Below are 24,897 nucleotides of genomic sequence, written 5' to 3' on the forward strand. Positions count from 1 at the left end.
AGATGGCTATGGAAACGCAGGACATTATCAAAAGGTCCGCAACTAACTCCATCACGCCGCCTTCTCAGGTGCGTGATTACAAAGCAGAAGTCGCGAAACTTATCGACGTTTCCACCTGTATCGGCTGTAAAGCCTGTCAGGTGGCGTGTTCGGAGTGGAACGATATCCGTGATGAAGTGGGGCACTGCGTCGGGGTTTATGATAACCCCGCCGATCTGAGCGCCAAGTCCTGGACGGTGATGCGCTTTAGCGAAACCGAACAGAACGGCAAGCTGGAGTGGCTGATCCGTAAAGACGGTTGTATGCACTGTGAAGATCCGGGCTGCCTGAAGGCGTGCCCGTCTGCTGGTGCGATCATTCAGTACGCTAACGGGATTGTCGATTTCCAGTCGGAAAACTGCATCGGCTGTGGTTACTGCATTGCCGGGTGTCCGTTTAATATTCCACGCCTCAACAAAGAGGATAACCGTGTATATAAATGCACACTCTGCGTCGATCGCGTCAGCGTTGGTCAGGAACCGGCTTGTGTGAAAACTTGTCCGACCGGGGCTATCCACTTCGGCACCAAGAAGGAGATGCTGGAGCTGGCGGAACAGCGCGTGGCGAAACTGAAAGCGCGTGGTTACGAACATGCTGGTGTCTACAATCCGGAAGGGGTCGGTGGTACGCACGTCATGTACGTGCTGCATCACGCCGATCAGCCGGAGCTGTATCACGGTCTGCCGAAAGATCCGAAGATCGATACATCGGTAAATCTGTGGAAAGGCGCGTTGAAACCGCTGGCAGCGGCTGGCTTTATCGCCACTTTTGCCGGGTTAATTTTCCACTACATCGGTATTGGCCCGAATAAGGAAGTGGACGATGACGAGGAGGATCATCATGAGTAAGTCGAAAATGATTGTGCGCACCAAGTTTATTGATCGCGCCTGTCACTGGACCGTGGTGATTTGCTTCTTCCTGGTAGCGCTGTCCGGGATTTCGTTCTTCTTCCCGACGCTGCAATGGCTGACACAAACCTTCGGTACGCCGCAGATGGGACGCATTTTGCACCCGTTCTTCGGCATTGCGATTTTCGTCGCGCTGATGTTTATGTTTGTGCGTTTTGTGCATCACAACATCCCGGATAAGAAAGATATTCCGTGGCTGTTGAACATTGTCGAAGTATTAAAAGGCAATGAACACAAAGTGGCGGATGTTGGTAAGTACAACGCCGGGCAAAAGATGATGTTCTGGTCGATCATGAGCATGATTTTCGTGCTGCTGGTAACCGGGGTGATTATCTGGCGTCCGTACTTTGCGCAGTACTTCCCGATGCAGGTTGTCCGTTATAGCCTGTTGATTCACGCGGCTGCGGGTATCATCCTGATCCACGCCATCCTGATTCATATGTATATGGCATTCTGGGTGAAAGGGTCGATTAAAGGGATGATCGAAGGGAAGGTGAGCCGTCGTTGGGCGAAGAAACACCATCCACGCTGGTATCGTGAAATCGAAAAGGCAGAAGCGAAAAAAGAGAGTGAAGAAGGGATATAATCTCTTTTGAACTTTAAGCTGAAAATGGCGCTGTAAAAAGCGCCATTTTTTATTGTAGACAACGTACACTTTGTTCATGCCGGATGCGGCGTGAACGCCTTATCCGGCCTACAAACCGTTCAAATCCAATAGATTGCAGTGAACGTGTAGGTCAGATAAGCGTAGCGCATCAGGCAATTTTGCGTTTGCCATCAGTTTCAAATGGCGCTTTATAAGGTGCCATTTTTTTATTGCGTAACCAGACGGCGTAATCGCGACACATCTACCGTTTTTTCTGCCTCTGCCAGACTCCAGGCGTTTTGTAGATTCAGCCACATTTGCGGCGAACTGCCGATCACCACGGAAAGTTTAATCGCCATTTCTGGCGTCAACGCGGCTTTTCCGGTCAGCAATCGGCTTGCCGTTGAGGGCGCAATTTCCATTGCTCTGGCAAACTCGCGCAGGCTGACGTTCAGCTCGTCCAGTGATTCCTGAATAATGTCCCCCGGGCGGGGATGATTGGCCATTTTCATCAGTGATAGTCCTCGTAATCCAGTATGTATGCATCGCCATTGACGAATTCAAATGTGATTCGCCAGTTGCCCGAGACAGATATCGCCCAAATTCCATCACGATCGCCGCTTAACGGGTGTAGTCGGTAACCGGGCATATCGATATCAGCAAGACAGCTTGCTGCATCAATCACAGCGAGTCGGTGGCGTAATCGTTTGATTTGCGTCGGTATAACGCCGGAGGTTTTGCCGAGAAGAAACAAGTCACGCAATCCCTTGTGTCTGAAATTCATTATCATCTCTTCATCCTTGTTCCCTCGAAAGGAACACTATCACTATTGTTCCGTGCAGCGCAACAAATTTCGCTACGTTTTCGCGAATTGTGAGGGGAAAGATGGGGGAGGAAAAGAAGAAGAGTGAAATTGCGGAAAGCGTCTCGCAAAACAGGCTGCGACTCAAACATGGCAGTCGCAGCAAGGGCCTCTTAGCGACGGAAATCAATCACCATACGGCCACGGATTTTGCCTTCTTCCATCTCAGTAAAGATGGTGTTGATGTCCGCTAACGGACGCAGGGCGACTTTCGGCACCACTTTGCCTTCGGCGGCAAACTGGAAGGCTTCGGTTAGATCCTGGCGCGTGCCGACCAGCGAACCGACCACTTCAATGCCATCCAGCACAAGGCGTGGGATATCCAGGCTCATAGACTCCGGCGGCAGACCGACTGCTACAACACGCCCGCCTGCACGAACGGCATCGACCGCTGAGTTAAACGCAGCTTTAGCTACCGCTGTCACCACCGCAGCGTGAGCGCCACCGGTTTTTTCCTGCACAATTTTGGCGGCGTCTTCGGTGCGTGAGTTAATCGCTAAATCTGCACCCATTTCGGTTGCCAGTTTCAACTGCTCATCATTGACATCAATGGCGATCACTTTTGCATTAAAGACATTTTTCGCGTATTGCAGGGCGAGGTTGCCCAGACCGCCAAGACCGTAGATAGCAATCCACTGTCCTGGACGAATTTTTGATAGTTTTACTGCTTTGTAGGTGGTGACGCCCGCACAGGTGATGCTGCTGGCCGCCGCCGAGTCCAGGCCATCCGGCACTTTAACCGCGTAATCGGCGACCACGATGCACTCTTCCGCCATGCCGCCATCAACGCTGTATCCGGCATTTTTTACTGAACGGCAGAGCGTTTCGTTACCGCTGTTACAGTATTCGCAATGACCGCATCCTTCGTAAAACCACGCCACGCTGGCGCGATCGCCTGGTTTTAATGAGGTAACGCCGGGGCCAACTTCTGCCACCACACCGATGCCTTCATGGCCCAGAATCACGCCGGTTTTATCACCAAAATCGCCATTCTTAACATGAAGATCGGTATGACATACGCCACAACACTCCATTTTCAGCAGGGCTTCGCCATGTTTCAGTGAGCGCAGTGTTTTATCCGTAACGTCAACATGATGATCCTTCGTAACAACTGCAGCCTTCATAGTTTCCTCCTTTTCGGATGATGTTCTGCATAGCAGGTGAGGCAAATGAGATTTATTCGCCACTACCCAGTATGGATGAGATCTGAAAAAGGAAGAGGAAAATTGCCCGGTAGCAGTCACTACCGGGCGCAGGCTTAGATGGATGTACGGCGGTAGTCGCGGTATTCGGCTTGCCAGAAGTTATCATCAATGGCCTGTTGCAGAGCTTCGGCAGACGTTTTCACCGCCACGCCTTGCTGCTGCGCCATTTTGCCAACCGCAAACGCAATTGCGCGGGACACTTTCTGAATATCTTTCAGTTCCGGCAGTACCAGACCTTCGCCGTTCAGTACCAGCGGCGAATACTGAGCAAGCGTTTCGCTTGCCGACATCAGCATCTCATCGGTGATACGTGACGCGCCGGAAGCAATAACGCCCAGCCCAATGCCCGGGAAGATAAAAGCGTTGTTGCATTGCGCGATAGGGTAGATTTTATCTTTCCATACCACCGGATTAAACGGACTGCCGGTGGCGACCAGCGCGTTACCTTCGGTCCAGGCGATAATGTCCTGCGGTGTGGCTTCCACACGTGAAGTCGGGTTAGACAGCGGCATCACGATCGGACGCGGACAGTGTTTGTGCATCTCACGGATGATCTCTTCCGTAAACAGCCCGGTCTGTCCTGAGACGCCAATCAGAATATCCGGTTTGACATTGCGCACCACATCAAGCAATGACAGCACATCGCTGTCAGTATCCCAGTCACTGAGATTTTCGCGCTTCTGCACCAGTTTGGTCTGGAAAGGCAGCAGGTTCGGCATCTTGTCGGTCAGCAGACCAAAGCGATCGACCATAAAGACTTTCTGCCGCGCCGCTTCTTCGCTTAATCCTTCACGCTGGGTCTGGGCGATGATCATCTCCGCAATGCCGCATCCTGCTGAACCTGCGCCGAGGAAGACGATTTTTTTCTCGCTTAACTGACCGCCCGCCGCACGGCTGGCTGCGATCAGTGTGCCGACTGTTACCGCCGCGGTGCCCTGAATATCATCGTTAAAAGAACAAATTTCATTGCGATAGCGGTTAAGTAACGGCATCGCATTTTTTTGTGCGAAGTCTTCAAACTGCAACAGCACGTCCGGCCAGCGTTGTTTCACAGCCTGGATAAATTCATCCACGAATTCATAGTATTCGTCGTCAGTGATACGTGGATTACGCCAGCCCATATACAGCGGATCGTTAAGCAACTGCTGGTTGTTCGTCCCGACATCCAGCACCACCGGCAGTGTATACGCCGGGCTGATGCCACCGCAGGCGGTATAGAGCGACAGTTTACCGATCGGAATACCCATCCCACCGATGCCCTGGTCACCAAGCCCCAGAATACGTTCGCCGTCCGTCACCACAATCACTTTGATATTGTGGTTCGGTACGTTTTGCAGAATATCGTCCATATTGTGGCGGTTCTGGTATGAGATAAACACGCCGCGGGAACGACGGTAGATCTCAGAAAAACGCTCACAGGCTGCGCCGACGGTTGGGGTATAAATAACAGGCATCATCTCATCAAGATGATTGTTTACCAGACGGTAGAAGAGGGTTTCGTTAGTGTCCTGGATGTTACGCAGGTAGATGTGCTTGTCGATTTCGGTTTTGAATCCCTGATACTGGATCCATGCGCGTTCCGCTTGTTCTTCGATGGTTTCGACCACTTCCGGCAGTAACCCCAGCAGGTTGAAGTTACGGCGTTCTTCCATGCTGAAGGCGCTGCCTTTATTCAACAACGGAAATTCCAGCAGTACAGGGCCAGCGTAAGGAATATAAAGCGAACGCTGTTTTTTTGTTTTTGGTTCCATGTCACTCACTCTTTTTTGAATATCCATCCCTGGGGTGCTTTTATCGTCTTTGCTTTACCGCCAGGGCATCGGCTCCAAGTATAAAGCAGTTAAAAACAAAAACACCATTGCGCAGGCAATGGTGTTTAATCGTCATTGAGGACTGATTGTTAAAGATTACTTTTCAGCGGGACGTTTTCTGCCGGTTGGGTTATTTACCACGCTGGATTTATCACCTTCGGTAACTATTTTGCGCTGGTTAGAAATTTTATGGTCCAGTCCAAGAATATGACGTGCCTGACGGTTCGATTTCATTTTAACTCCTCAATCCTGTTGCTAGTTTTAAGGACAACATCGCCGTAGCGAAGAAACACGTGCTAAACCCCTAAATTAGGTTGCCGATCAAGCATAGCACCTTAAAGCGTAGGGTGCTGGCCACTGACCACATAATTGATCGTTTGCTGGTAGATATCACTGAGGATGTCGTTATCAGAAGCTTCCACCCATTTGGTCAGCTCCATGAGAATGTCATCTTCAGTGACAACACCGTGCTCTGCCCGAAGGCCTTGCTCAATGGCATTAACCAGAGCGGGTTCTGCTGTTGAATTTTCTGCCTGATAATAAGTAAACATAGTGATTCTCCGTGTCTGTGTATTTATGGTGTCTGCTACGGATCGCAGATTTATAAAGCACATTCAGCATGGCAAATATTTGCCGCTTCGTTGTTAAGATTAGTCCTGGTTGATGAATTTTATATTTTAACTCCATGATATTAATGGGAATATTATTGGTGTGAGTTGATTGATATTGATGCAATATCTCTTGAGTTATATATTCCCGGTTATCTATTGTGGGAATTTTATTTAAGTACATAGATAATATTTTCGCCGGATTCTATTCGGAATATCCCGCTTATCCTCATGCTGTTTCTCACGTAGTCTATAATTTCCTTTTTAAGCCCACAGGAGAGCAACAATGACAATCCATAAGAAAGGTCAGGCACACTGGGAAGGCGATATCAAACGCGGGAAGGGAACCGTATCCACCGAGAGCGGCGTGCTGAACCAACAGCCGTATGGATTTAATACGCGTTTTGAAGGCGAAAAAGGAACTAACCCTGAAGAACTGATTGGCGCGGCGCATGCAGCATGTTTCTCAATGGCGCTTTCATTAATGCTGGGGGAAGCGGGATTCACGCCAACATCGATTGATACCACCGCCGATGTGTCGCTGGATAAAGTGGATGCCGGGTTTGCGATTACTAAAATCGCCCTGAAGAGCGAAGTTGCCGTGCCGGGTATTGATGCCTCTACCTTTGACGGCATTATCCAGAAAGCAAAAGCAGGATGCCCGGTTTCTCAGGTACTGAAAGCGGAAATTACGCTGGATTACCAGTTGAAATCGTAAAGCGTTGCCGGATGACGCGTCAGGCGCGTGATTGCCTGATGCGTTGTTAGCGTCTCTACAGCGCCCGACAGCACCGGATCTCACGTCCGTCCTCCCTTATTGTTAATGATTGCCGGACTTCACATCCGTGGGTTGCCAGAGGGCAACGTTCACGGAAAAAACAGCCTTGTGGCAACGTGCGGTTTCCTGGTAGTTCCGTTTTACGCAATGCCCATTCTTCCTCCAGCGGTTTATCAATGGCGGGCAGGGAATCCAGCAATAATCGGGTGTATGGATGTGCCGGAGTAGAGAGCACCTGCTGCGCGTCGCCCAGTTCTACAATCTGCCCGAGATACATCACCGCTACCCGATCGCTCATATGACGAATCACCGAGACATTGTGTGAAATCAGCACATAAGTCAGCTCGCGATTTTCCTGTAGCGTTACCAGTAAATTGAGGATCTGCGCCTGGACGGAGATATCCAGCGCCGAGGTGGGCTCATCAAGCACAATCACGTCAGGCTGCGAAGAGAGTGCTCTGGCAATGGCGATACGTTGCCGCTGCCCGCCTGAGAACGCATGAGGCAAGCGGTCGAGATACTCCGGACGAATACCCACCTGCACAGCCAGCTCCTCTGCCAACGCTCGCCGCTGTTGTTCACTACTACGCTTAGCAATCCAGAGCGGTTCCGTGATGATGCGCCACACCGGTAAGCGCGGATTAAGCGAAGAGAGCGGGTCCTGAAACACCATCTGCATAATGCGTTGTGATCCTGAACGGATGTACTGCCCGTGGCTCGGTTGCAGCATACCCATTAAAAGCTGTGCGAGGGTGCTTTTGCCGCAGCCTGACTCACCGACGATCCCTAAGGTTTCACCACGACGGATCTGTAAATCAATACCATTGATGGCATGAACATGTTCCGTAGTTTTACCAAGCCAGTTTTTTCGGGCCGGGAAATTGATATGGACGTCGCGTAACGTTAATAACGTGTCAGACACTAATGACCTCCTGCTGAGGATACCAACAGGCGCAGCGGTGGTTGTTGTCACCACACGCTGTCAGCGCCGGGACGTTTTCACACTGTGTACCTGCCGCATAGCAACGATCGCGAAAAGCGCAGCCGTCAGGCAAATGGGTGAGGTTTGGTACCGTCCCTGGAATGGCGGGTAATGGCTGGCGTGGTATTCCATGTTCCGGTGCGCATTGCAGCAAACCAATGGTATACGGATGCCGGGGATGATGGATAACGTCTGCCGTCATGCCGCTCTCGATCATGCTTCCGGCATACATCACGTAAACGCTATCGCACAGTTGCGACACCACGGCCATATCATGGCTGATGAACAGTACCGCAGTTCCACTGGCGCGGGCTTTATGTTTAAGCAGACGCAGTACCTGCAACTGTACCGTGACGTCCAGCGCCGTAGTCGGTTCGTCGGCAATAATCAATTGCGGCTCGCAGGAGAATGCCAGCGCAATCATTACCCGCTGGCGCATACCACCTGAAAGCTCAAACGGATAGCGCGACATAACTTCCACGGCATCCGGGATTTGCATCTCTTCCAGCAGGGCAATCGCTTTAGCTCTGGCTTCCCGACGACTTATTAGTTGATGATGGCGGATCACGTCCATCATCTGAAGACCTATTCGACGTGTCGGATTTAGGGCGGTCATCGGTTCCTGAAAGATCATCGCCACTCGTGCTCCGCGCCACTGACGAAGCTGTTTTTCCCGAGCGTTAAGAGCATCTTCTCCCAGCAGTGAAATATGTCCCCGATGTACGCAATAACTGCCCGTCGGTAACAGACGCATAATCAACATTGCAGTGACTGATTTACCCGAGCCGGATTCTCCCACCAGACCGACAATTTCACCGCGGTTGATTTTCAATGACACATTGTTGAGCGCGTGAACGTCGCCGTTAAAACCGGAGAAACTCAAATGCAGCTGTTGAATGTCCAGAACGGGTTGGGTCATGACTGCTTTCCTCCTGCTTTCGGGTCAAGCAGATCGCGAATACCATCACCAAAGAGATTGAACCCGACGGCGGTAAGCAAAATCGCTGCCCCCGGAAATGCGCAATACCACCATTGATCGAGCACATAGTTGCGACCATTCGCCACCATCGCCCCCCATTCAGCACTCGGTTGTTGAGCACCCAGGCCAATAAATCCCAACGTGGCGGCCATTAAAATCGCGCTACCAATATCCAGCGATGCCTGCACAATCAGCGGCGGCAGGGAGTTACGTAAAATATGCCAGTTGATCAGATGCCAGCGTGACGCACCAAAGGTTTTCGCCGCCTGAACGAAAGTGTACTGGCGGACAACTAATGTTTGCCCCCGCGCCAGGCGCACATAAAACGGGATTCGCACGATAGCAATCGCCAGCATGGCGTTAAACAAGCTCGGTCCAAGTGCGGCAGCCAGCGCCATTGTCAGCACCAGCGAAGGAATCGACAGCATAATGTCCATGATGCGCATGATGATCGCGTCTGCGCGTCCGCCAAGCACACCGGATAGACACCCGAGTAGCGAACCCATCATACCCGCAATGGCGACCACCACTAATCCGGCGAGAATTGATTGCTGACTGCCGACCAGTACGCGGCTAAACAGATCGCGTCCCACTTCATCGGTGCCAAACCAGTGCGCCGCAGAAGGCGGCAAAAGGCGGGCAGTTAAATCAATGGCGTTGGGATCATGCGTCGCCAGCCACGGTGAAAAAATCATCATCAGTAGCATTAATACAATGATGACTGCGCCGGTCACGGTGAGCGGACTGCCTTTCAGCATCCATACCAGTTTTGCACCGTTAAATCGCGTTTGTTTTGGTGGGCGTACGACGGACGTTTCCTCGCTTAGCATCATTCATCACCTCCACGTCCGATACGCGGATCAATCCACAAATAGAGCAAATCCACCACCAGGTTGACCAGCACATAAGCAAATGAAACCACGACGGCAAAGCCCATCACTGCCGGGAAGTCGAGCGCCTGTATTGATGTTACTACCCATGCACCCATTCCGGGCCAGGCAAAAACGGTTTCGGTGAGCACTGCGCCATACAACAAATCGCCCAGCGCCAGCCCCAATACGGTAATTGAGGGGATCAACGCATTGGGTAGCGCATAACATAAAACGATATACCAGCCGGGCAAGCCGCTGGCCCGGGCGGTACGAATGTAGTCTTCACTCAATTGTTCCAGCATAGCTGAGCGGATCTGGCGAGCGACAATCCCCAGGTGAACGAACGCCAGCGTTAATGCCGGTAAGATGAGATGTTGTAGCGCATTGAAGAAGACTTCACCGTTGCCTTCAAGCAGCGCATCGAGCAGATAAAAGCCGGTAACGTGCGTTGGTGGATCCAGCCAGTCATCAAGCCTTCCGCCGCCGGGAAGAATTTGCAGATGACCATAAAACAGCACAATGACGCCCAGCCCAAGCCAGAACGCAGGCGTGGAGATTCCGGTAATGGCCATTATTCGCACCAGATGATCCAGCCAGCGATTTCGCCAGACTGCAGAGAGTATGCCCAGCGGGATACCAACCAGGAGTGCCAGCAGCAGGGCGCAAAATGCCAGTTCCAGCGTCGCCGGGAAAAATATGCGCAACTCTTCCAGCACCGGACGCCCGGTACGAATGGATGTTCCCAGGTCACCCTGAAACAGGTCGCTGACGTAGCGGTAAAACTGTACGTACAGTGGCTGGTCCAGTCCCAGTTGCTGGCGAATATTATCCACGATAGCATCGCTGGCGCGGTCACCCGCCAGTAACCGCGCCGGGTCGCCGGGGATCAGGTGCGAGATAATAAACGTAATCACGCAGACGCCCGCCACCACGAGCACCAGCCCCCAGCAGCGTTGGCGTAAAATACTCCAGAAGGTCACGTTATTTACTCATGGTATTGATATTGAAGACCTGTTCCAGCATGGGATTGAACACAAAGCCTTTCACCTCTTTGTTCATCGCCAGTTGGTAGTTTTTCTGGAACAGATACACATAAGCAGCGTCATCAATGACGATTTTCTGTGCCTGCTGGTAGTCCCGGGTACGCTGCGTCTGGTCGGTGGTCGCTAGCGCATTGCGCAGTAGCTTATCGACCTCACTGTTTTCATAGAACGAGCGGTTACCCGGCAGACCTTTTTTGTCTGACTCAAACCAGTAATTCATAAACATATACGGGTCGGCAAAATCCGGACTCCAGTTGCCAATCGCGATGTCGTAATCACCTTTACCCACTCTGTCGCGCATGGTGGCGTTCGCCAGCTTTTCCAGCTTCACATTGATGCCCAGCTTGTTGAGGCTGGATTGTGTTGCCAGAGCAATAGGTTCCCAGTTCGGGTCGTTATCGGAGTAGAGAAACGTCAGGCTGGTGGGTTTGCTCGTCACTTTATCCCATTCGGCTTTGGCTTTCGTTTCGTCATGGTTGTATTGCATTGCCGTCGCATCGTATCCCCACATGCCTTCCGGAATCGGGCCGCGCATTTGTTTTCCGTTACCACTCAGAATGCCGTTAACCATACCCTGATAATCGGTAGACCAGGAAATGGCCCGACGCAGATCCGCCTGATTAAGTGGCGCTTTGCTGTTATTGAGATACAGATAGGTGACGCGCAGTGACGGATACTCTGCCACGTTGACTTTGTTTTCCTGCTTCAGGGCGTTGAGTTGATCCACCGGCAGCGCATCGGCAATGTCAATGTCGCCACGGGAGAGCTGCAGGCGACGGGAGGCACTTTCACCGATAATTTTTACCGATACCCGTTTGAAGTTCGGTTTATTGCCGGGGTAATGCGGATTTGGCACCAGAACTAATTGCTGACCTTTTTGCCAGCTTTTCAGCATAAACGGTCCGGAGCCAGCGGTATTTTGCGCGAGGAAACCACGGGCATCATCGGCCGCATGTTCTTTTAAGACCGCCGGATTGATAATGGATGCACCGTCATTCGCCAGCGTGTAGAGGAACGGTGCGAATGGCTGGCTAAGGGTAAACCTCACCGTATGTTCGTCGGGAGCATCAATCTTTAAATCTTTGGGAAATGCTTCTGCTGGCCCCTGACCGATTTTTAGTAACCGCTCAAAAGAGAGTTTTACTGCTTCGGCAGTGACGGGTGTGCCATCGGCAAATTTAGCATTGTCCTTCAGGGTGAACGTCCACTCTTTTTGATCGTCAGACGCTTTCCAGCTACTCGCCAGATCGCCTTCAACGTCTGTTGAGCCTTTATCACCGTCCGTTTTGTACTGAACCAGTCGCTGATAAGACGGGTAGGTCACTGTCCAGTCGTTATTATCAATTGTTACCGCCGGGTCGAGGGTTTGTGGGTCGGCAGCTTTACCGATCACCAGCATATCTTTCGGTAGGGCGGCGTGCGCAACCGGCATTGTTGTGGCAAGGACGATCGCGAGCAATGTAGGACGAAACGAAATCGATCTCTTCATAACAGTTTCCTGATTAACTGGCGTGCTGTGTGCCAGGGGATATAAAACAGGTGAATTGATCAGCGAGTAGCGGGTAACTCGCTGCCTGGGGTAATTCGAAGTGCCACCATTCGCTCGGGATACCGACAAAGCCACCGCCAGTCATAATCGCATTCAGCAACAGGCGATTGCGCTGAGCAGCGGGCGGGACGGAAGGATGGTAAGCATGGGAACGTTCGTGCATTTCATCGAACTCTGCGCCCATATCGAGGATGTTCCCGTGCTCATCACGAAGCGTCAGGTCGATCGCGGTGCCACGGCTGTGATTAGAACCGACCGCCACATCAACGACATATTGCGGGTCTGGGCAGGTTTGCCACAACATCGCCTGTGCTTGTTGTGGGCGATACGCATCGTAAATCACCAGTTGTAAGCCTGACAGCTGGGCGATACTGATACTTTTCGCCAGCGCGGTAATCGCATCCTTGTGTAACAGACAACGCGCTTGCTGATAAATAGCTTTACCTGTGATGTTATCAGCGCAGGCGTATTTCAATTCGATCTCCAGATCAGGGAAGATCACGGCTAAATCAACCAGTTCGGTGGTATCCGACATAAACGGTTCCTGTATAAGACAAAAATTGCTGCGCTTTCCGCTTATGCAGATCTCATGCCATGCCGGGATAAGCGCCAGAATGCTGGCTTAAAGTTATATTTTTTAACTTTTGATCAACATTTGTGCAGCGTAGTGCAGTTTTGGTGCAAGAGGGGAAGTTAAGGAAGGAATCTCCCGGAATCGTAGCTGAAATCACAGTATTTAAGTGACAGTGTCACGTTAAATGAAAACCCGCGAGTGCGGGCGAGAGGGATTTGTCAGATTTTCTGCGGTAACACGCTACTCATCCAGCCTGGAATTTCTTCGGCGGGCAGGGGGCGGGAAAAGAAATATCCCTGAATAACGCGACAGTGAATCTTGCGTAGCATCTCAAATTGCTCTTTGGTTTCGACGCCTTCCGCTACGACGGTTAAATTGAGGCTTTGCCCAATGCTGGTAATAGCTTCAAGTAAGGCAAGGATGCGTTTTTCAGTCAGACAACGATCAACAAAACTTTTGTCAATTTTGATTTCCGTTACCGGAAGACTGACTAAGCGGGATAACCCGGAAAAACCCGTACCAAAATCATCTACCGATAAACCCACGCCCATATCGCGCAGGATCTGGATGCGCTTAAAAATTTCGGTATCGTGTTCCATCATCATGCTTTCGGTGATTTCCACCGTTAGCTGGTGGCCGTCAATGCCCCAGACTTGCATTGCATCAGACACCTGATTAGGAAGCTGATTACTGCGGAAGTGCAGCGCAGACAAGTTAACGGATAACGCTGGAATATGAATATTCTGGCTACGCCATTCTGCTAACTGACGGCAAGCTTCCGCGATGACCCAGCGCCCAATATTTTCGATTTCGCCAATCTCTTCTGCGAGAGGAATAAACCGTGAAGGGGGCACATGACCATGCAGAGGATCGTGCCAGCGAGCAAGGGCTTCGATACCATACAGTTCACCCGTTTCTGCGAAGATTTGCGGTTGGTAAACCAGTTTCAGTTGGTTATTGCTAATCGCATCTTTCAGCGCTGCGCCTAATATCAATCGTTCTTTCACCATTTCGTTCATCACCGGGCTGAAGAACTGCCAGCCGTTACCGCCATTCTTGCGAATATAATCCATCGCGTTATGGGCAGTGGAGAGCAGGTAATCGCGGTTTTTACCCACGTCGTAGCTGATGCCAATGCTCAAGGTGAGCGGGAATGGTTTATCGTCAATCATTATCGGCTTGCTGACCACATTCCGTAGCTCATCGGCGATTTGGGTAATGTTGCTGACGTCGTTTTCCAGGCTCACGAGGACAAACTGCGTACCTTCGATACGACAGAGATACTGATCCGGTTTGAGTTTTTCACGAAAGCGATTGACCACTTCCAGCAATGCCTGATCGGCCCACGCATAGCCAAGGCTATCAATCACATCCTGAATATGGTCAACACCGATGAGATAGACCACCGGAGAGACGGCTTTGTCGACCAGGTCATCGAGGTAATTGTGCAGGTTATTGCGATTTGGCAGACCGGTCATCGGATCAAATTGGATGAGTTGTTCAATATGCTGACGGCTTTTTTCCTGTTCCAGCGCCAGCGCGGCCATATGCTGGCTGATATCTGCCACGCGTTCGATAAAGGCGCTGGTTTCTGCTCCTGACGAGGTTTTAATTTGCAGGATCCCCGCCGGTGCGCCGTCACGCTGACGAATGGTCGCTGACCAGCTTTGCGCATTTTGAACTTCTGTACCGTGCGAAGATGACGCCCAGTGTATCGGCATCCCGTTGCGCAGCGCGAACAGCGAAACATGCGATTCGTTGAGAACAGATTCGATGTTACGACAAATGATTTCCCCCATTTCATGAAATGGCGGGCTGCTGCACATGGCGGCGAGAATATTGCCTTCAAGCTGGCGGATTTGCCGTTCTTCGGTGATATCCGAGAAAGTCATTACCAGGTTCTGCAGATGCGCGAGCACATCATAGACCGGGCTGATAGAGGCTTTAATCCAGATTTTTTCACCGGTGCGCGTCAACAGCAGAAATTCGTCCTGATCGCGGGCGGTTTTCCATAGCAACTGTTGTAAACGAATGCGGTTATCAGCAGGGAATTCTGGAATGTTCAGGAGTGTATCGGGCTGCATACCGCTGGCTTCGCTAATGCAGTAACCAAACATTTCGGTAAATGCGCGATTGCACTGCACAATATGGCGTTCCGGATCGAGGACAATCACCGGTCGGTCGAGATGGTCAACAGCAATAATCAATTGTCGGGTCTGTTCTTTTTGCGCCATTTCTACGCTGGCATCCCGTACCAGCGCCAGGTAATAAATTTTACCCTCGGCGCTCACTTTCGATAGCGCAAAACGGGTCCAGATTTTACTGCCGTCTTTTTTCTCCAGCTGCAGCTCCCGACTCATCCCCTCGACGCGCGCTTTACCGCCTTCACGGTTGTGACGGATGTATTCAGGATGCGCGGGACGCAAATCTCGCGGAATCAGCATATCAATGTTTTTGCCAATGACTTCTTCGCGTTTGTACCCCCAGAGTTTCTCTGCGGCGGGGTTGAAAAACATCACTTCATCATTTTCGTTAATTAACACCGCGCCCATCATATTTTGCTCAAGGGCGGGGAAAAAAATGCCATCGGCGGCATTATCCGCATCGGTTAGCTTCATGATTACCTCTGCATCCTGGCGCATCTAAAGACTGGCTTTCCAGAGTTCAACACGGTTTCTACCTCGTCTTTTGGCGATATACAGAGCTTCATCGGCTATTTGAATGAGGCGCTCATAGTCAGGATGACCATTAAACATGGCGGCACCGATGGAAAGTGAGAGGGCAATATCTTCGCCGTTTGCGGCTTTCAGTTTGGTTTTCTCCACCCGACTGCGAATACGTTCTGCAGTACGTAACGTTTCGTTTTCAGAAGCTTCAGTCAGGACAATGATAAATTCATCTCCCCCGTAACGAAAAACATAATCACTACTGCGGACGTTGTCGTAAAAGGCCTGAGAAACTTTACGCAAAATTTCATCACCGGTGTTATGGCCCCACGTATCGTTGATCTCTTTGAATTTATCAACGTCAATAATCAGCACTGACAGGGGGGTTCCGGTCCGGTTGGCATGGGCAATTTCGCGTTTAAAGATGGTCGGCAGGAAGCGGCGGTTAAGTAATTTTGTCAGTACATCCATACCCACTTCGTGGCGAGATACTTCTTCAAATAATTCACGCAGCAAGGTAATAATTTGCGATACGGTATTTCTTATCTGTAATAAAAATCTCACCCGCAGAGTTTTGTTGCTCAAATTTTTTGCATTACGCATGGTTTGATTAAAAATACCGTCGAAATCCTGAATCAGGCGGGAGATATGACCCACTTCGGCAATGCCGCTAAAATAATGTCGACCTTTATGGTTAAACCACAGGCCAAAATCAGCCTGGCTTAAAGGCAAACTACTGCCTAAATCAGAATCCAGCAGAACTTTATAGATAATGTCAATTTCCCATGAAAGGATTGAGGCTATTTGGCGTTCTTTTTCTTCTTCGGCGTTTTCCAGTAACGAGAAGATACGATAGTTTTCATCTTCTTTTGAGGCACTACTGTCACTAAAGGTAAACGCGCGGGTCATGACTTCCATCGCGATATCAATACTGTTAATCGAGAAATGGTAGACCTGAAGTTTTTCTGCGGCAGAATAATCCGAAGAGAAAATCACCGGATAGAGGATTTTTTTCAGCACCCGAAACCCCATCTCGACAATTTCTACTGGAATGCCGATGCGGGCATGCACTTCTGCGACGGTATGCTGGATTTGTATTAGCCTTTCAACATCGTCAACCTGGGCAGAAAGCACATTAATAATCCAGCGTTCCATCGCACTTTTCAGCTGCCGCTCAACTTGTTCATTACTCAAGAATTCTTCGGCATGCGGGTCAATACGGACAATCCGATAAAACTCAATGCTCAGGTAATGGGCATGCGCAACGGCAATTTCCGCGGCTTTGGCACGAATGAGCGGATCTGCCTGTTCGACAAGTCCGGTCCACTCATCTTTCATTCTTTTAAAATACATCTCCATAATTCACACCCTTATAAGGCTGGGAAAGCAGACGGAATCAAAAACGAAACGTGCGGGATCGACTAACTGCACCATATTCTCCTGAAATATGAAGATATACTGAAAACAAATAAGCGACTTAGGACAGTTTCAATCTACGCTACTGTTCTTCAGAAGAGTATAGCCCATCGTAATTATTTTTCGGTGACAGCCAATATCGTATGTTTTTTCATGTTCATACATTTTTATTAGGGGATTTATGGCTATTTAACTAAGTGTGTTTAATTGTGTGGTTAATTTGACTTAAGTAAGCATGATTACTAGTGGGATATTTCAAGAGGGTAGCAAGCCGGTGGGTAAAGCACCGGCCATGTTACAAGTTTAACTGCCCCAACGACTTTGCAAATAGCTGACCGCTTGTTGAGTCTGAGGTTTGTTCAGATAGTCCTCACGGAACAAGATTGTGCCGCTGATTTCTGGTACAGCATCGTTAAGATCGAGCTGCTTTTTCAGTTCCGGTACGCCACCGTTAATCATCCAGTCTGGTTCTATCTTTGAAGGTTCACCCACTTTATAGAAGGCGATACCGATATACAGGCGGGTCCTGGTCGGTTTAACGACATCCGCCCACCATTTTGCCAAAACGTCATAACGTGCGGCACTCCGTGAGAACGGCCAGTAAATTTGGGGAGCAATGTAATCCAGCAATCCTTGTTCCACCCATCGACGGGTGTCAGCATAGGATTCGTCATAGGCTGCCGCGCCTCGGGTATCGGAACCGAGCGGATCGTGTGATCGGTTACGCCACACGCCTGCCGGGCTAACGCCAAATTCGACTTCCGGCTTAATGCTTTTAATGGTGTGCGATACCTTCGCAATTAACTGCTGAGTATTGTTGCGCCGCCAGTCTGCTTTTGACGCAAATGCGCCTCCGTATTTGCGGTACGTTTCGTTATCATTTAGCCGTGAAGCTGGTGACTCAGTATAAAAATAGTCGTCAAACTGCACGCCATCTACCGGATAGCGGGAAACCACTTCCGCGACTATTGATGTGATCCAGTCCTGAACCTCAGGGATGCCTGGGTCGAGGACAAACCGATCACCCGACGTTCTAATCCAGTCGCGGTGTTGCACATAGACGCTGGCCGGTTGTTGAGACAGGGTGCTATTCAGTTCCCTGATAGTACCAGGCTTTGTATTAACCGATACGCGGTAAGGGTTAAACCAGGCGTGTACTTTCATCCCACGCTTGTGGGCTTCGTCGAGCATAAATTGCAACGGATCGTAACCCGGGTTTTCGCCAATCTTACCGGTCATAAGATCGGACCACGGCAAAATTTTCGATGGCCATAGTGCGGTACCGTCCGGCTTGACCTGGAAAAAGACCGTGTTTATACCGAGACGTTGCAGATGATCCAGTTTGTCGATCATCGCCTGTTGTTGTACACGTGCACGGCTGGTGGGGTTACTAATGTTAACCGAGGAAACCGGTGGCCAGTCGAGGCGAGACACTGTGGCCAGCCAGATGCCACGCATCGGTTGTGACGATTGTTGCGTCGTAGCTGGTGGCTTCGAACCTGTTGGTGGTGTCACCATTGACTCTGGGGGCGTGCTTTTGCAACTACACAGTAAAAGTGCCAGTGCAACCAGTACCGCTGGTCTTCTAATCGCTAATTTCTCGTTTCGGGAGCAGATATCCATATATGCTGGTTTCCGGTAAACAGATGTGCGCTCATTCTCGTACTTATCCCGGTTAAGTCAATACGACAGCGAGCACGAAAAAGGGAGCGATGAATTATCGCTCCCTTGTCTTATAACCATTCAGACATGGTTAGTGTTTCTTGTCATTCATCACAATATAGTGTGGTGAACGTGCACGCGGGTGCAGGAAGAAGTGACCTTTCGGAGCGTTCTGGCTGTTGATTGGTTCCAGAGATACGCCGGTATTCGCTTTGCCTTTACGATCATGAACAGCATAGAGAATGAAGGGCAGGGCAAGTACCACCAGGAAACTAACGACCAGTAATTCGACATACATATCGGTAGAGTCCCCCTGGATATTATCCGGCGGCAGGAAGGAAACAATAAACGCCATAATTGAAGTCAGCAGACCGACAATTGCCACGACCAGTTTCACCCCTTTACCACCAGGGATATTAAATGTGCGTTTTAAGTCAGGATGTTTAAGCACTAACACAATGTAGCCAATAAACAGCATGAAATAAGCACACAGATAAATCACCACCGTCAGCGCCAGGGCAATCAGGAAGGACATATTGTTACCGCCACCGGTATTGGTGAGGATGATCAACGCGATAGTAGTAATCACCAGCTGCGAAATAACCAGCGTTACCGGTACGCCATTTTTGTTCATTTTAGCGAACGCCGCTGGCAGCAGGTTTTTCTGCGCGGTGACATACATCCCGCGAGAAGGGCCAACAATCCAGGAAGCGATTTCCGCCAGAACACCCAGCAACAGCAGTGCGGAGATCACGCGAACCGTCCACTCAATTTCCGGTGCCACATGTGACATCAGAACGGTAAAGGTTTGCATTACCCCTGCGGAGAGGTTGATTTCATTACCCGGAATAACCATCGCAATAGACAAGCCGCCAACAGAGCTTAAGCAGATTGCCGCCACCATCAGCAGTAACATCGCCAGCGGATAATCGCGACCGGGATTGCGCATTTCATTGACGTGGGTTGCGGAAGCTTCTACCCCCATATAACTCAAAATGAAGGCAACAAACACAACCAGGGTGCCGACTTTAGAGAAGTCAGGGAAGAAGGTTTTCGCATCCATTTCGATAGCAACGGGAGCACCGGAGTGCAGATAAATAGCTGCTAATGCGATCAAAATAAATGCAGGTAACAGGATACCGGCGAAGAAGCCAACTTTAGCAATTCGCGCCGTGTATTTCGTGCCACCAAACTGTGTTAATGCCAGCGCCCAAAGAATGATGAGTGCTGCAATAGTTTTGGTAATGGGGTCTTCATTCAACGCTGGCCATTTCAGGATGTAGGAGAGTGCCCCTAACACGAAATAGAGCATTGGAATAAAACCGATGGCGATTTGCAGATAGCCAAATGAGATCGCTGCAAACCCCCATCTCGGCCCCAGAGTATTTGATACCCAGGCGAAGACACCACCTTCTTCCCAGCCGTCGACGGTGGCCATTTCCGCAGCACAAAGCCCCACGGGAATAAACCATAAAATCCCGCCTAAAAGCAGGAAGAAGACTAATGAAAAGCCCGATGTTGCGAAGGTAGGGTATTCATAAACAGCCATTACCATCGATGCCGTTATGGCAAAAAATCCGAGTAATGTGAGCTGCTTAGCTTTACCTGTCTGTACTGATGTAGCCATATTATCCCCCTAAAACGGTATTCCTGTCGGAACCGCACCTGTTTTGTTCTGAAGCGTATTCAGAACAATATTTTCCGTTGCTAATGCCAGTGAACAGACTTTGGAAATTGTCCCGAAACGGGTTCGTTTCGGGACACCGTTACCGTTCAACGTTATCAGGTGTGTTTAAAGCTGTTCTGCTGGGCAATACCCTGCAGTTTCGGGTGGTCGCTGAGATATTTCAGGGAGGCTTTGTAGTCTTCCAGCAACAGTTCAGCAAAGTCCATTTCGAAGCCACGACGGCACATAATGCGCATCACCACGATGTCAGTGGCTTCACCGCCGAGAGTGAAAGCCGGAACCTGCCAGCCGCGCAGACGCAGACGTTCAGAGAGGTCATACAGGGTGTATCCCGGATCTTCACCATCTTTCAGTTTGAAGCAAACCGCCGGGATGCCTTCGTCCGGGCGACCCGTACAGATGAACTCATACGGCCCCAGTTTGGCGATTTCATCCGCCAGATAAGCGGCAACCTGGTAGGAGGCGTTCTGTACTTTGGTATAGCCTTCACGACCGAGGCGCAGAAACTCATAGTATTGTGCAATCACCTGGCCTGCCGGACGGGAGAAGTTGATGGCGAAAGTCCCAATCTGACCACCGAGGTAGTCAACGTTGAATACCAGTTCCTGCGGCAGCGCTTCTTCGTCACGCCAGATAACCCAGCCGCAGCCCAGCGGAGCCAGACCGAATTTGTGGCCTGAAGCACTGATCGATTTCACACGCGGCAGGCGGAAGTCCCAGACGATATCCGGGGCGACGAACGGTGCCAGGAAGCCACCGCTGGCGGCGTCGATGTGCATGTCGATGTCGATACCGGTGTCGGCCTGGAATTTATCCAGTGCATCGTGCAGCGGTTGCGGGAACTCATAGTTACCGGTATAGGTCACGCCGAAAGTCGGCACCACGCCGATAGTGTTTTCGTCGCAGGCTTCAATCATGCGTTTCGGGTCCATAAACAACTGACCGGGGCGCATAGGGATCTCACGCAACTCCACATCCCAGTAGCGGGCGAATTTATGCCAGCAGATTTGTACCGGACCGCACACCAGGTTCGGTTTGTTAGTCGGCTTACCTGCAGCTTCCATACGCTTGCGCCAACGCCATTTCATCGCCATCCCGCCGAGCATACAGGCCTCGGAAGAACCAATGGTGTTGGTGCCAACGGCCTGACCATTTTTCGGTGCAGGCGCATGCCACAGATCGGCAACCATGTTTACGCAACGCAGATCGATTGCTGCAGATTGCGGATATTCTTCTTTGTCGATCCAGTTTTTGTTAATGGATAAATCCATCAACTTATGGACATTTTCGTCGTCCCAGGTCTGGCAGAACGTTGCCAGATTCTGACGAGCGTTGCCATCAAGATATAACTCATCATTGATAATCTGGAATGCGACATCATCGCGCATTTCGTGCAGCGGAAATCGTTTTGATTCTGCAATAGTGGAAATAGACTTAGCGCCAAAACGTGAATCGAGTAATTCCGACCTTAAATCCGTTACTTGCTTCTTATCCATTTTAAACTCCTTAAAATGATTGGATCGCATTAAAAAAGTAGGATTTATCGATAAAGTAAGCAAGTGCAAAGGTCTTGTGTTTAAATAACAAAATCCTAATGTTATTTATCGTGAGATATTATGGGAAAAATATATTTACGTTAAAAAACAATAGCGTAGGGTGTTATGGATTGTAGTGTGGTGTTGTATGTCATTATTTTGACGCGCTTTCTAACTCTGGTGAATTATCACATAAAAATTAGCCCTTAAAATATCATTATTAGTACTCGGTTGTTATTTTGAACGCATTCATAAAATTATTATATAAAATAACGTCTGTTGCTAAAACCCCCGCCAACGATATGTTGACGGGGGACGTCATTATTTTGGTAGTAATACTCCGGTAAAGGTATTCACCGGATGAGAAAGATATTGTTTAACCGTAGTGTTAACATTATCTACCGTCATTTGTTTCAATAATTGCTCCTGCGCAGTCCATGCGGCAGGATCGTCATATTGAATAAGACTATTTACAATGGTGTTCGCTAATTGTTGAACGCTACGCTGTTGGATATCGAGGCTACGCTGAACGTTTTGCTGGTATTCGTTCAGTTCTTGCTTTCTGATCCCTTTAGCCAGACGCTTAACCATCACTTCATTCGCTAACGCTAACAGTTCTTCATGCCGTTCTGGTTGACAAGTAAAAGCCAGCAAATGGGTGATATCTTTGGCCTGAGGATCAACCGAGAGGCGAGAAGAAACGCTGTATGCCCCAGATGCCTGTTCACGAATATTAATGCGCAGATCTTTAGCCAGGGCAACGTTAAAGGCATCCAGCGCCATACGCGTCTCCAGATTTACAGGTGTCCGGGAATCATAACGATTCCACTGTGAAACCTGTGCCACAGGTTCATTTTGTTCTTTTACTGTAACCGATGCGTTGTCCGTCGCGCGAGTTAATGGTTTACCTGCGGCTAATGGCGAATCAGAGTGTTTTATTGATCCTAAGTAACGCGTAATTAACGGCAGAAGTTTGTCTTCTGCGACATTACCGACAACGACAAACGTGATATCCGCTGGAGATGAAAATAACTGGCGATCGGCTGCCAGCGCGTCTGCGGCAGTAAATTGTGCAATCTGTTTTTCTTGCAGTAATTTCGTACGGTCATCAGCATAGCGCTTCTCATACATCTGCTGGGCGAATTTCTCTGCTGGACGCTGGTCGAGCGTTTTCAACGCCTGAATTTGAGCATTTTGTAGCGATGCCCAAATATTGTCATTAATCGTGCTGTGAGTGATTCGCTGGTTAATCAACTGGAAACCAGGTTCAGGATTATTAGCCCGCGCGCTCACGGAGAGCAACGTATTCAGCCCACTGACTTTGCTGCTCATGGTTACCGAGTTTTCCGCACTCCAGCGTTTCAGGCTGGAAGAGGAGAGATCACCAACGCCGCTGCCACTCACCGCTTTATTTGCCAGCGCGATAAGTGATTTTTGCTGCGCAGGGAAACTTAAATCACCTTTATTAGATACGGCAATAATTTGTAGCTTTTGCTCTTCACCCGCTGATTTTGCCAGAATAACCCTGGCACCATTAGAAAGTGTTAATGATGTCAGATTCTCAGCCAGTGTTTCTTTACTGCTAATTTCCGCCTGTGGGTCAGCGTCTACTGTTAACGATAAATTTCTGCCAGGGAAGATGTAAGCTGCCAGCTTTTTGTTGGCGTACTCTTTTTCCAGCGCCAGGATAGCCGCAGGAGATAATGCTTTGTTGGCTGCAACCTCGTTATTCACCATTTGCTCCCAAAATGCGTCCTGGTTCTTTCTTAGCTGCTGCCATTTTTCCGCCAGACTTTGCACGGTAATTTGCGGCCACAGACGTTTCGAAAGTTGGTATGTCTCTTCCGGCGACAAGAACGGCGTATTATTTAACGAGCTGGACGCCAGGCGACTGGTCAGCATACGTAAATCGCGTTCAGCTTGCTGATCAACCGCATTTTTCAGCCAGGTTAGGCGGGTAGTTTTAACATCGTCGAGTTCTTCAGCAGAAAAACCATGTTGATCGAGGGTTGCCAACTCTGCCATTAATGCATTCGCAGCATCCTGCATATTATTGTCACGTGCATTTACACGGAAAAACAGCGACTGATAATCGGGTGCAATTTTAACGCTGCGCGCAGTGCCACCAGAAATAGTCTTCAACTCGCCCGACTGTATACGTTCCTGCAGACGTTGATTGAACAGCTGAACCAACATGCTCCATTCAGCTTGTTCGATAAAGCTTTGCTCATCGCTCACTTGCACCATTGGCAGGCGATAATAGAGTGCGATGCCGTTCACCCGGTTTTCTTTATCATTAATGATATTAAAGCGCAGGTGGTTTTCGGCTTTTGTCGGCCAGACGCGATTTTCAGCTGCTTTGTTAGCCGGGAGCTTACTTAAATTATCCTTTATCAGCGCCAGCGCTTCTTTACTGTCGATATCGCCGACCACAATAAAGGTCATATTATTGGGTTGATACCAGCGTTGATAAAACTGGCGCAATTGTGCCGGTGTGACTGTGGCAACAGTATCCATCAGGCCGATAGGTTCACGGTCTAAATTACGTGTATTTGCCAAAAGAAAAGGGCGGCGCGCCTGAGATGTACGCCATTTCGCATCCTGATATGCACGCCATTCCTCAGTAATTACGCCGCGTTCAGCGTCTACTTCAAGTTTCTCAAAGGTTGCGGCATTACTCCATTCACTGAAGATTGCCATCACTTGTTGCAGATTTTGTTTCTGCGTAGTCGGCAAACTTACTTGGTACACCGTTTCGTCATAGCTGGTATAGGCATTAACATCGCGACCAAAACGCAGGCCCATTGACTCAAATGTTTCGATGACTTTATTACCCGGCCATGTTTTTGTGCCGTTAAACATCATATGTTCTACAAAATGAGCCACACCGCGCTCATTGTCTTCTTCCTGCAATGAACCGGTATGAATTTGCAGCCATAAATTTACCTGATCCTTTGGTTGAGCATGCGGATAAATCATGTATCGCAAGCCATTGTCCAGTTGCCCGGTAATTAACTTTTCATCCTGCGGTAAGGCGGCGGCAATCAGTCGCCCGGGGAGCAACAGAGTTGCCACTAACGTCAGTAAGAAACAGAGGTTTCTCATAATTATCTCCATGCGAAAACCGGGCGAATT

At 49.7% G+C, this 24,897-nt stretch carries 21 protein-coding genes; 3 read left to right on the forward strand and 18 right to left on the reverse strand.

The genetic code is table 11. The features are described from left to right. The first annotated feature begins 2 nt into the window (after positions 1–2). Positions 3–887, forward strand: coding sequence for a formate dehydrogenase N subunit beta (gene fdnH / locus QUE74_RS09785; protein WP_001240580.1), 885 nt, complete (start codon positions 3–5; stop codon positions 885–887). Further along, on the forward strand, positions 880–1,533 hold the full coding sequence (gene fdnI, locus QUE74_RS09790) for a formate dehydrogenase-N subunit gamma (protein ID WP_000045648.1): 654 nt from the start codon (positions 880–882) through the stop codon (positions 1,531–1,533). Before fdnH ends, fdnI begins: the two co-directional genes overlap by 8 nt. Before the next feature lie 227 nt (positions 1,534–1,760). Here fdnI and QUE74_RS09795 read toward each other — a convergent pair whose 3' ends face one another. The 6 genes from QUE74_RS09795 to bdm form a co-directional block, all read right to left on the reverse strand. Continuing rightward, positions 1,761–2,045, reverse strand: coding sequence for a HigA family addiction module antitoxin (locus QUE74_RS09795; protein WP_000781370.1), 285 nt, complete (start codon positions 2,043–2,045; stop codon positions 1,761–1,763). Next, positions 2,045–2,323, reverse strand: a complete 279-nt coding sequence (locus QUE74_RS09800; protein WP_000605673.1) for a type II toxin-antitoxin system RelE/ParE family toxin — start codon at positions 2,321–2,323, stop codon at positions 2,045–2,047. Before QUE74_RS09800 ends, QUE74_RS09795 begins: the two co-directional genes overlap by 1 nt. Positions 2,324–2,508: 185 nt before the next feature. Beyond that, positions 2,509–3,519: an alcohol dehydrogenase AdhP gene (gene adhP / locus QUE74_RS09805; protein WP_000642407.1), complete on the reverse strand. Its 1,011-nt coding sequence runs from the start codon at positions 3,517–3,519 to the stop codon at positions 2,509–2,511. A gap of 134 nt (positions 3,520–3,653) precedes the next feature. Then, on the reverse strand, positions 3,654–5,351 hold the full coding sequence (gene maeA / locus QUE74_RS09810; RefSeq protein WP_000433464.1) for a malate dehydrogenase: 1,698 nt from the start codon (positions 5,349–5,351) through the stop codon (positions 3,654–3,656). Positions 5,352–5,507: 156 nt separating this feature from the next. Next, complete coding sequence (gene sra, locus QUE74_RS09815; protein WP_000841554.1) at positions 5,508–5,645, reverse strand: stationary-phase-induced ribosome-associated protein; 138 nt, start codon at positions 5,643–5,645, stop codon at positions 5,508–5,510. Between the two features lie 101 nt (positions 5,646–5,746). Next, the gene (gene bdm, locus QUE74_RS09820) at positions 5,747–5,962 is read right to left on the reverse strand and encodes a biofilm-dependent modulation protein (RefSeq protein WP_000495766.1); all 216 of its coding nucleotides are present in this window, start codon (positions 5,960–5,962) and stop codon (positions 5,747–5,749) included. Positions 5,963–6,305: 343 nt separating this feature from the next. Here bdm and osmC point away from each other — a divergent pair, with 343 nt between their 5' ends. Then, positions 6,306–6,737, forward strand: coding sequence for a peroxiredoxin OsmC (gene osmC, locus QUE74_RS09825; RefSeq protein WP_000152305.1), 432 nt, complete (start codon positions 6,306–6,308; stop codon positions 6,735–6,737). Between the two features lie 55 nt (positions 6,738–6,792). Here the strand turns inward: osmC and QUE74_RS09830 are convergent, their stop codons facing one another. The 12 genes from QUE74_RS09830 to QUE74_RS09885 all read right to left on the reverse strand — a co-directional run bounded on the left by QUE74_RS09830 (position 6,793) and on the right by QUE74_RS09885 (position 24,867). Continuing rightward, positions 6,793–7,719, reverse strand: coding sequence for an oligopeptide/dipeptide ABC transporter ATP-binding protein (locus QUE74_RS09830; protein WP_001285546.1), 927 nt, complete (start codon positions 7,717–7,719; stop codon positions 6,793–6,795). Continuing rightward, positions 7,712–8,698: an ABC transporter ATP-binding protein gene (locus QUE74_RS09835; RefSeq protein ID WP_000193572.1), complete on the reverse strand. Its 987-nt coding sequence runs from the start codon at positions 8,696–8,698 to the stop codon at positions 7,712–7,714. Before QUE74_RS09835 ends, QUE74_RS09830 begins: the two co-directional genes overlap by 8 nt. Continuing rightward, positions 8,695–9,591: a D,D-dipeptide ABC transporter permease gene (ddpC, locus tag QUE74_RS09840; RefSeq protein WP_000979633.1), complete on the reverse strand. Its 897-nt coding sequence runs from the start codon at positions 9,589–9,591 to the stop codon at positions 8,695–8,697. The genes QUE74_RS09835 and ddpC overlap by 4 nt, the downstream gene beginning before the upstream one ends. Then, complete coding sequence (locus tag QUE74_RS09845) at positions 9,588–10,610, reverse strand: ABC transporter permease (RefSeq protein WP_000145093.1); 1,023 nt, start codon at positions 10,608–10,610, stop codon at positions 9,588–9,590. The genes ddpC and QUE74_RS09845 overlap by 4 nt, the downstream gene beginning before the upstream one ends. 1 nt (position 10,611) lies before the next feature. Next, positions 10,612–12,162, reverse strand: coding sequence for an ABC transporter substrate-binding protein (locus QUE74_RS09850; RefSeq protein ID WP_000830533.1), 1,551 nt, complete (start codon positions 12,160–12,162; stop codon positions 10,612–10,614). Positions 12,163–12,175: 13 nt separating this feature from the next. Beyond that, positions 12,176–12,757: a D-alanyl-D-alanine dipeptidase gene (gene ddpX / locus QUE74_RS09855; RefSeq protein WP_001285841.1), complete on the reverse strand. Its 582-nt coding sequence runs from the start codon at positions 12,755–12,757 to the stop codon at positions 12,176–12,178. A gap of 257 nt (positions 12,758–13,014) precedes the next feature. Then, a complete protein-coding gene (dosP, locus tag QUE74_RS09860) occupies positions 13,015–15,414 on the reverse strand; it encodes an oxygen-sensing cyclic-di-GMP phosphodiesterase DosP (protein ID WP_024166166.1) in 2,400 nt (799 codons plus the stop codon). A 24-nt stretch (positions 15,415–15,438) separates the two neighbouring features. Beyond that, positions 15,439–16,821 carry a diguanylate cyclase DosC gene (gene dosC, locus QUE74_RS09865; RefSeq protein WP_000426275.1) on the reverse strand — a complete coding sequence of 461 codons (1,383 nt, stop codon included), beginning with the start codon at positions 16,819–16,821 and terminating at the stop codon, positions 15,439–15,441. A 360-nt stretch (positions 16,822–17,181) separates the two neighbouring features. Next, positions 17,182–18,501 carry a family 10 glycosylhydrolase gene (locus QUE74_RS09870; RefSeq protein WP_000350375.1) on the reverse strand — a complete coding sequence of 440 codons (1,320 nt, stop codon included), beginning with the start codon at positions 18,499–18,501 and terminating at the stop codon, positions 17,182–17,184. 130 nt (positions 18,502–18,631) lie between these two features. Further along, positions 18,632–20,167 (reverse strand): acid resistance gamma-aminobutyrate antiporter GadC, encoded by a 1,536-nt coding sequence (gadC, locus tag QUE74_RS09875; RefSeq protein WP_000246007.1) that lies wholly within the window; start codon positions 20,165–20,167, stop codon positions 18,632–18,634. 155 nt (positions 20,168–20,322) lie between these two features. After that, a complete protein-coding gene (gene gad / locus QUE74_RS09880; protein WP_000358943.1) occupies positions 20,323–21,723 on the reverse strand; it encodes a glutamate decarboxylase in 1,401 nt (466 codons plus the stop codon). Between the two features lie 360 nt (positions 21,724–22,083). Beyond that, on the reverse strand, positions 22,084–24,867 hold the full coding sequence (locus QUE74_RS09885; protein WP_001360624.1) for a M16 family metallopeptidase: 2,784 nt from the start codon (positions 24,865–24,867) through the stop codon (positions 22,084–22,086). Positions 24,868–24,897: the final 30 nt, after the last annotated feature.

Source organism: Escherichia sp. 10290 (assembly GCF_030295155.1).
Taxonomy (GTDB): Bacteria; Pseudomonadota; Gammaproteobacteria; order Enterobacterales; family Enterobacteriaceae; genus Escherichia; species Escherichia coli_F.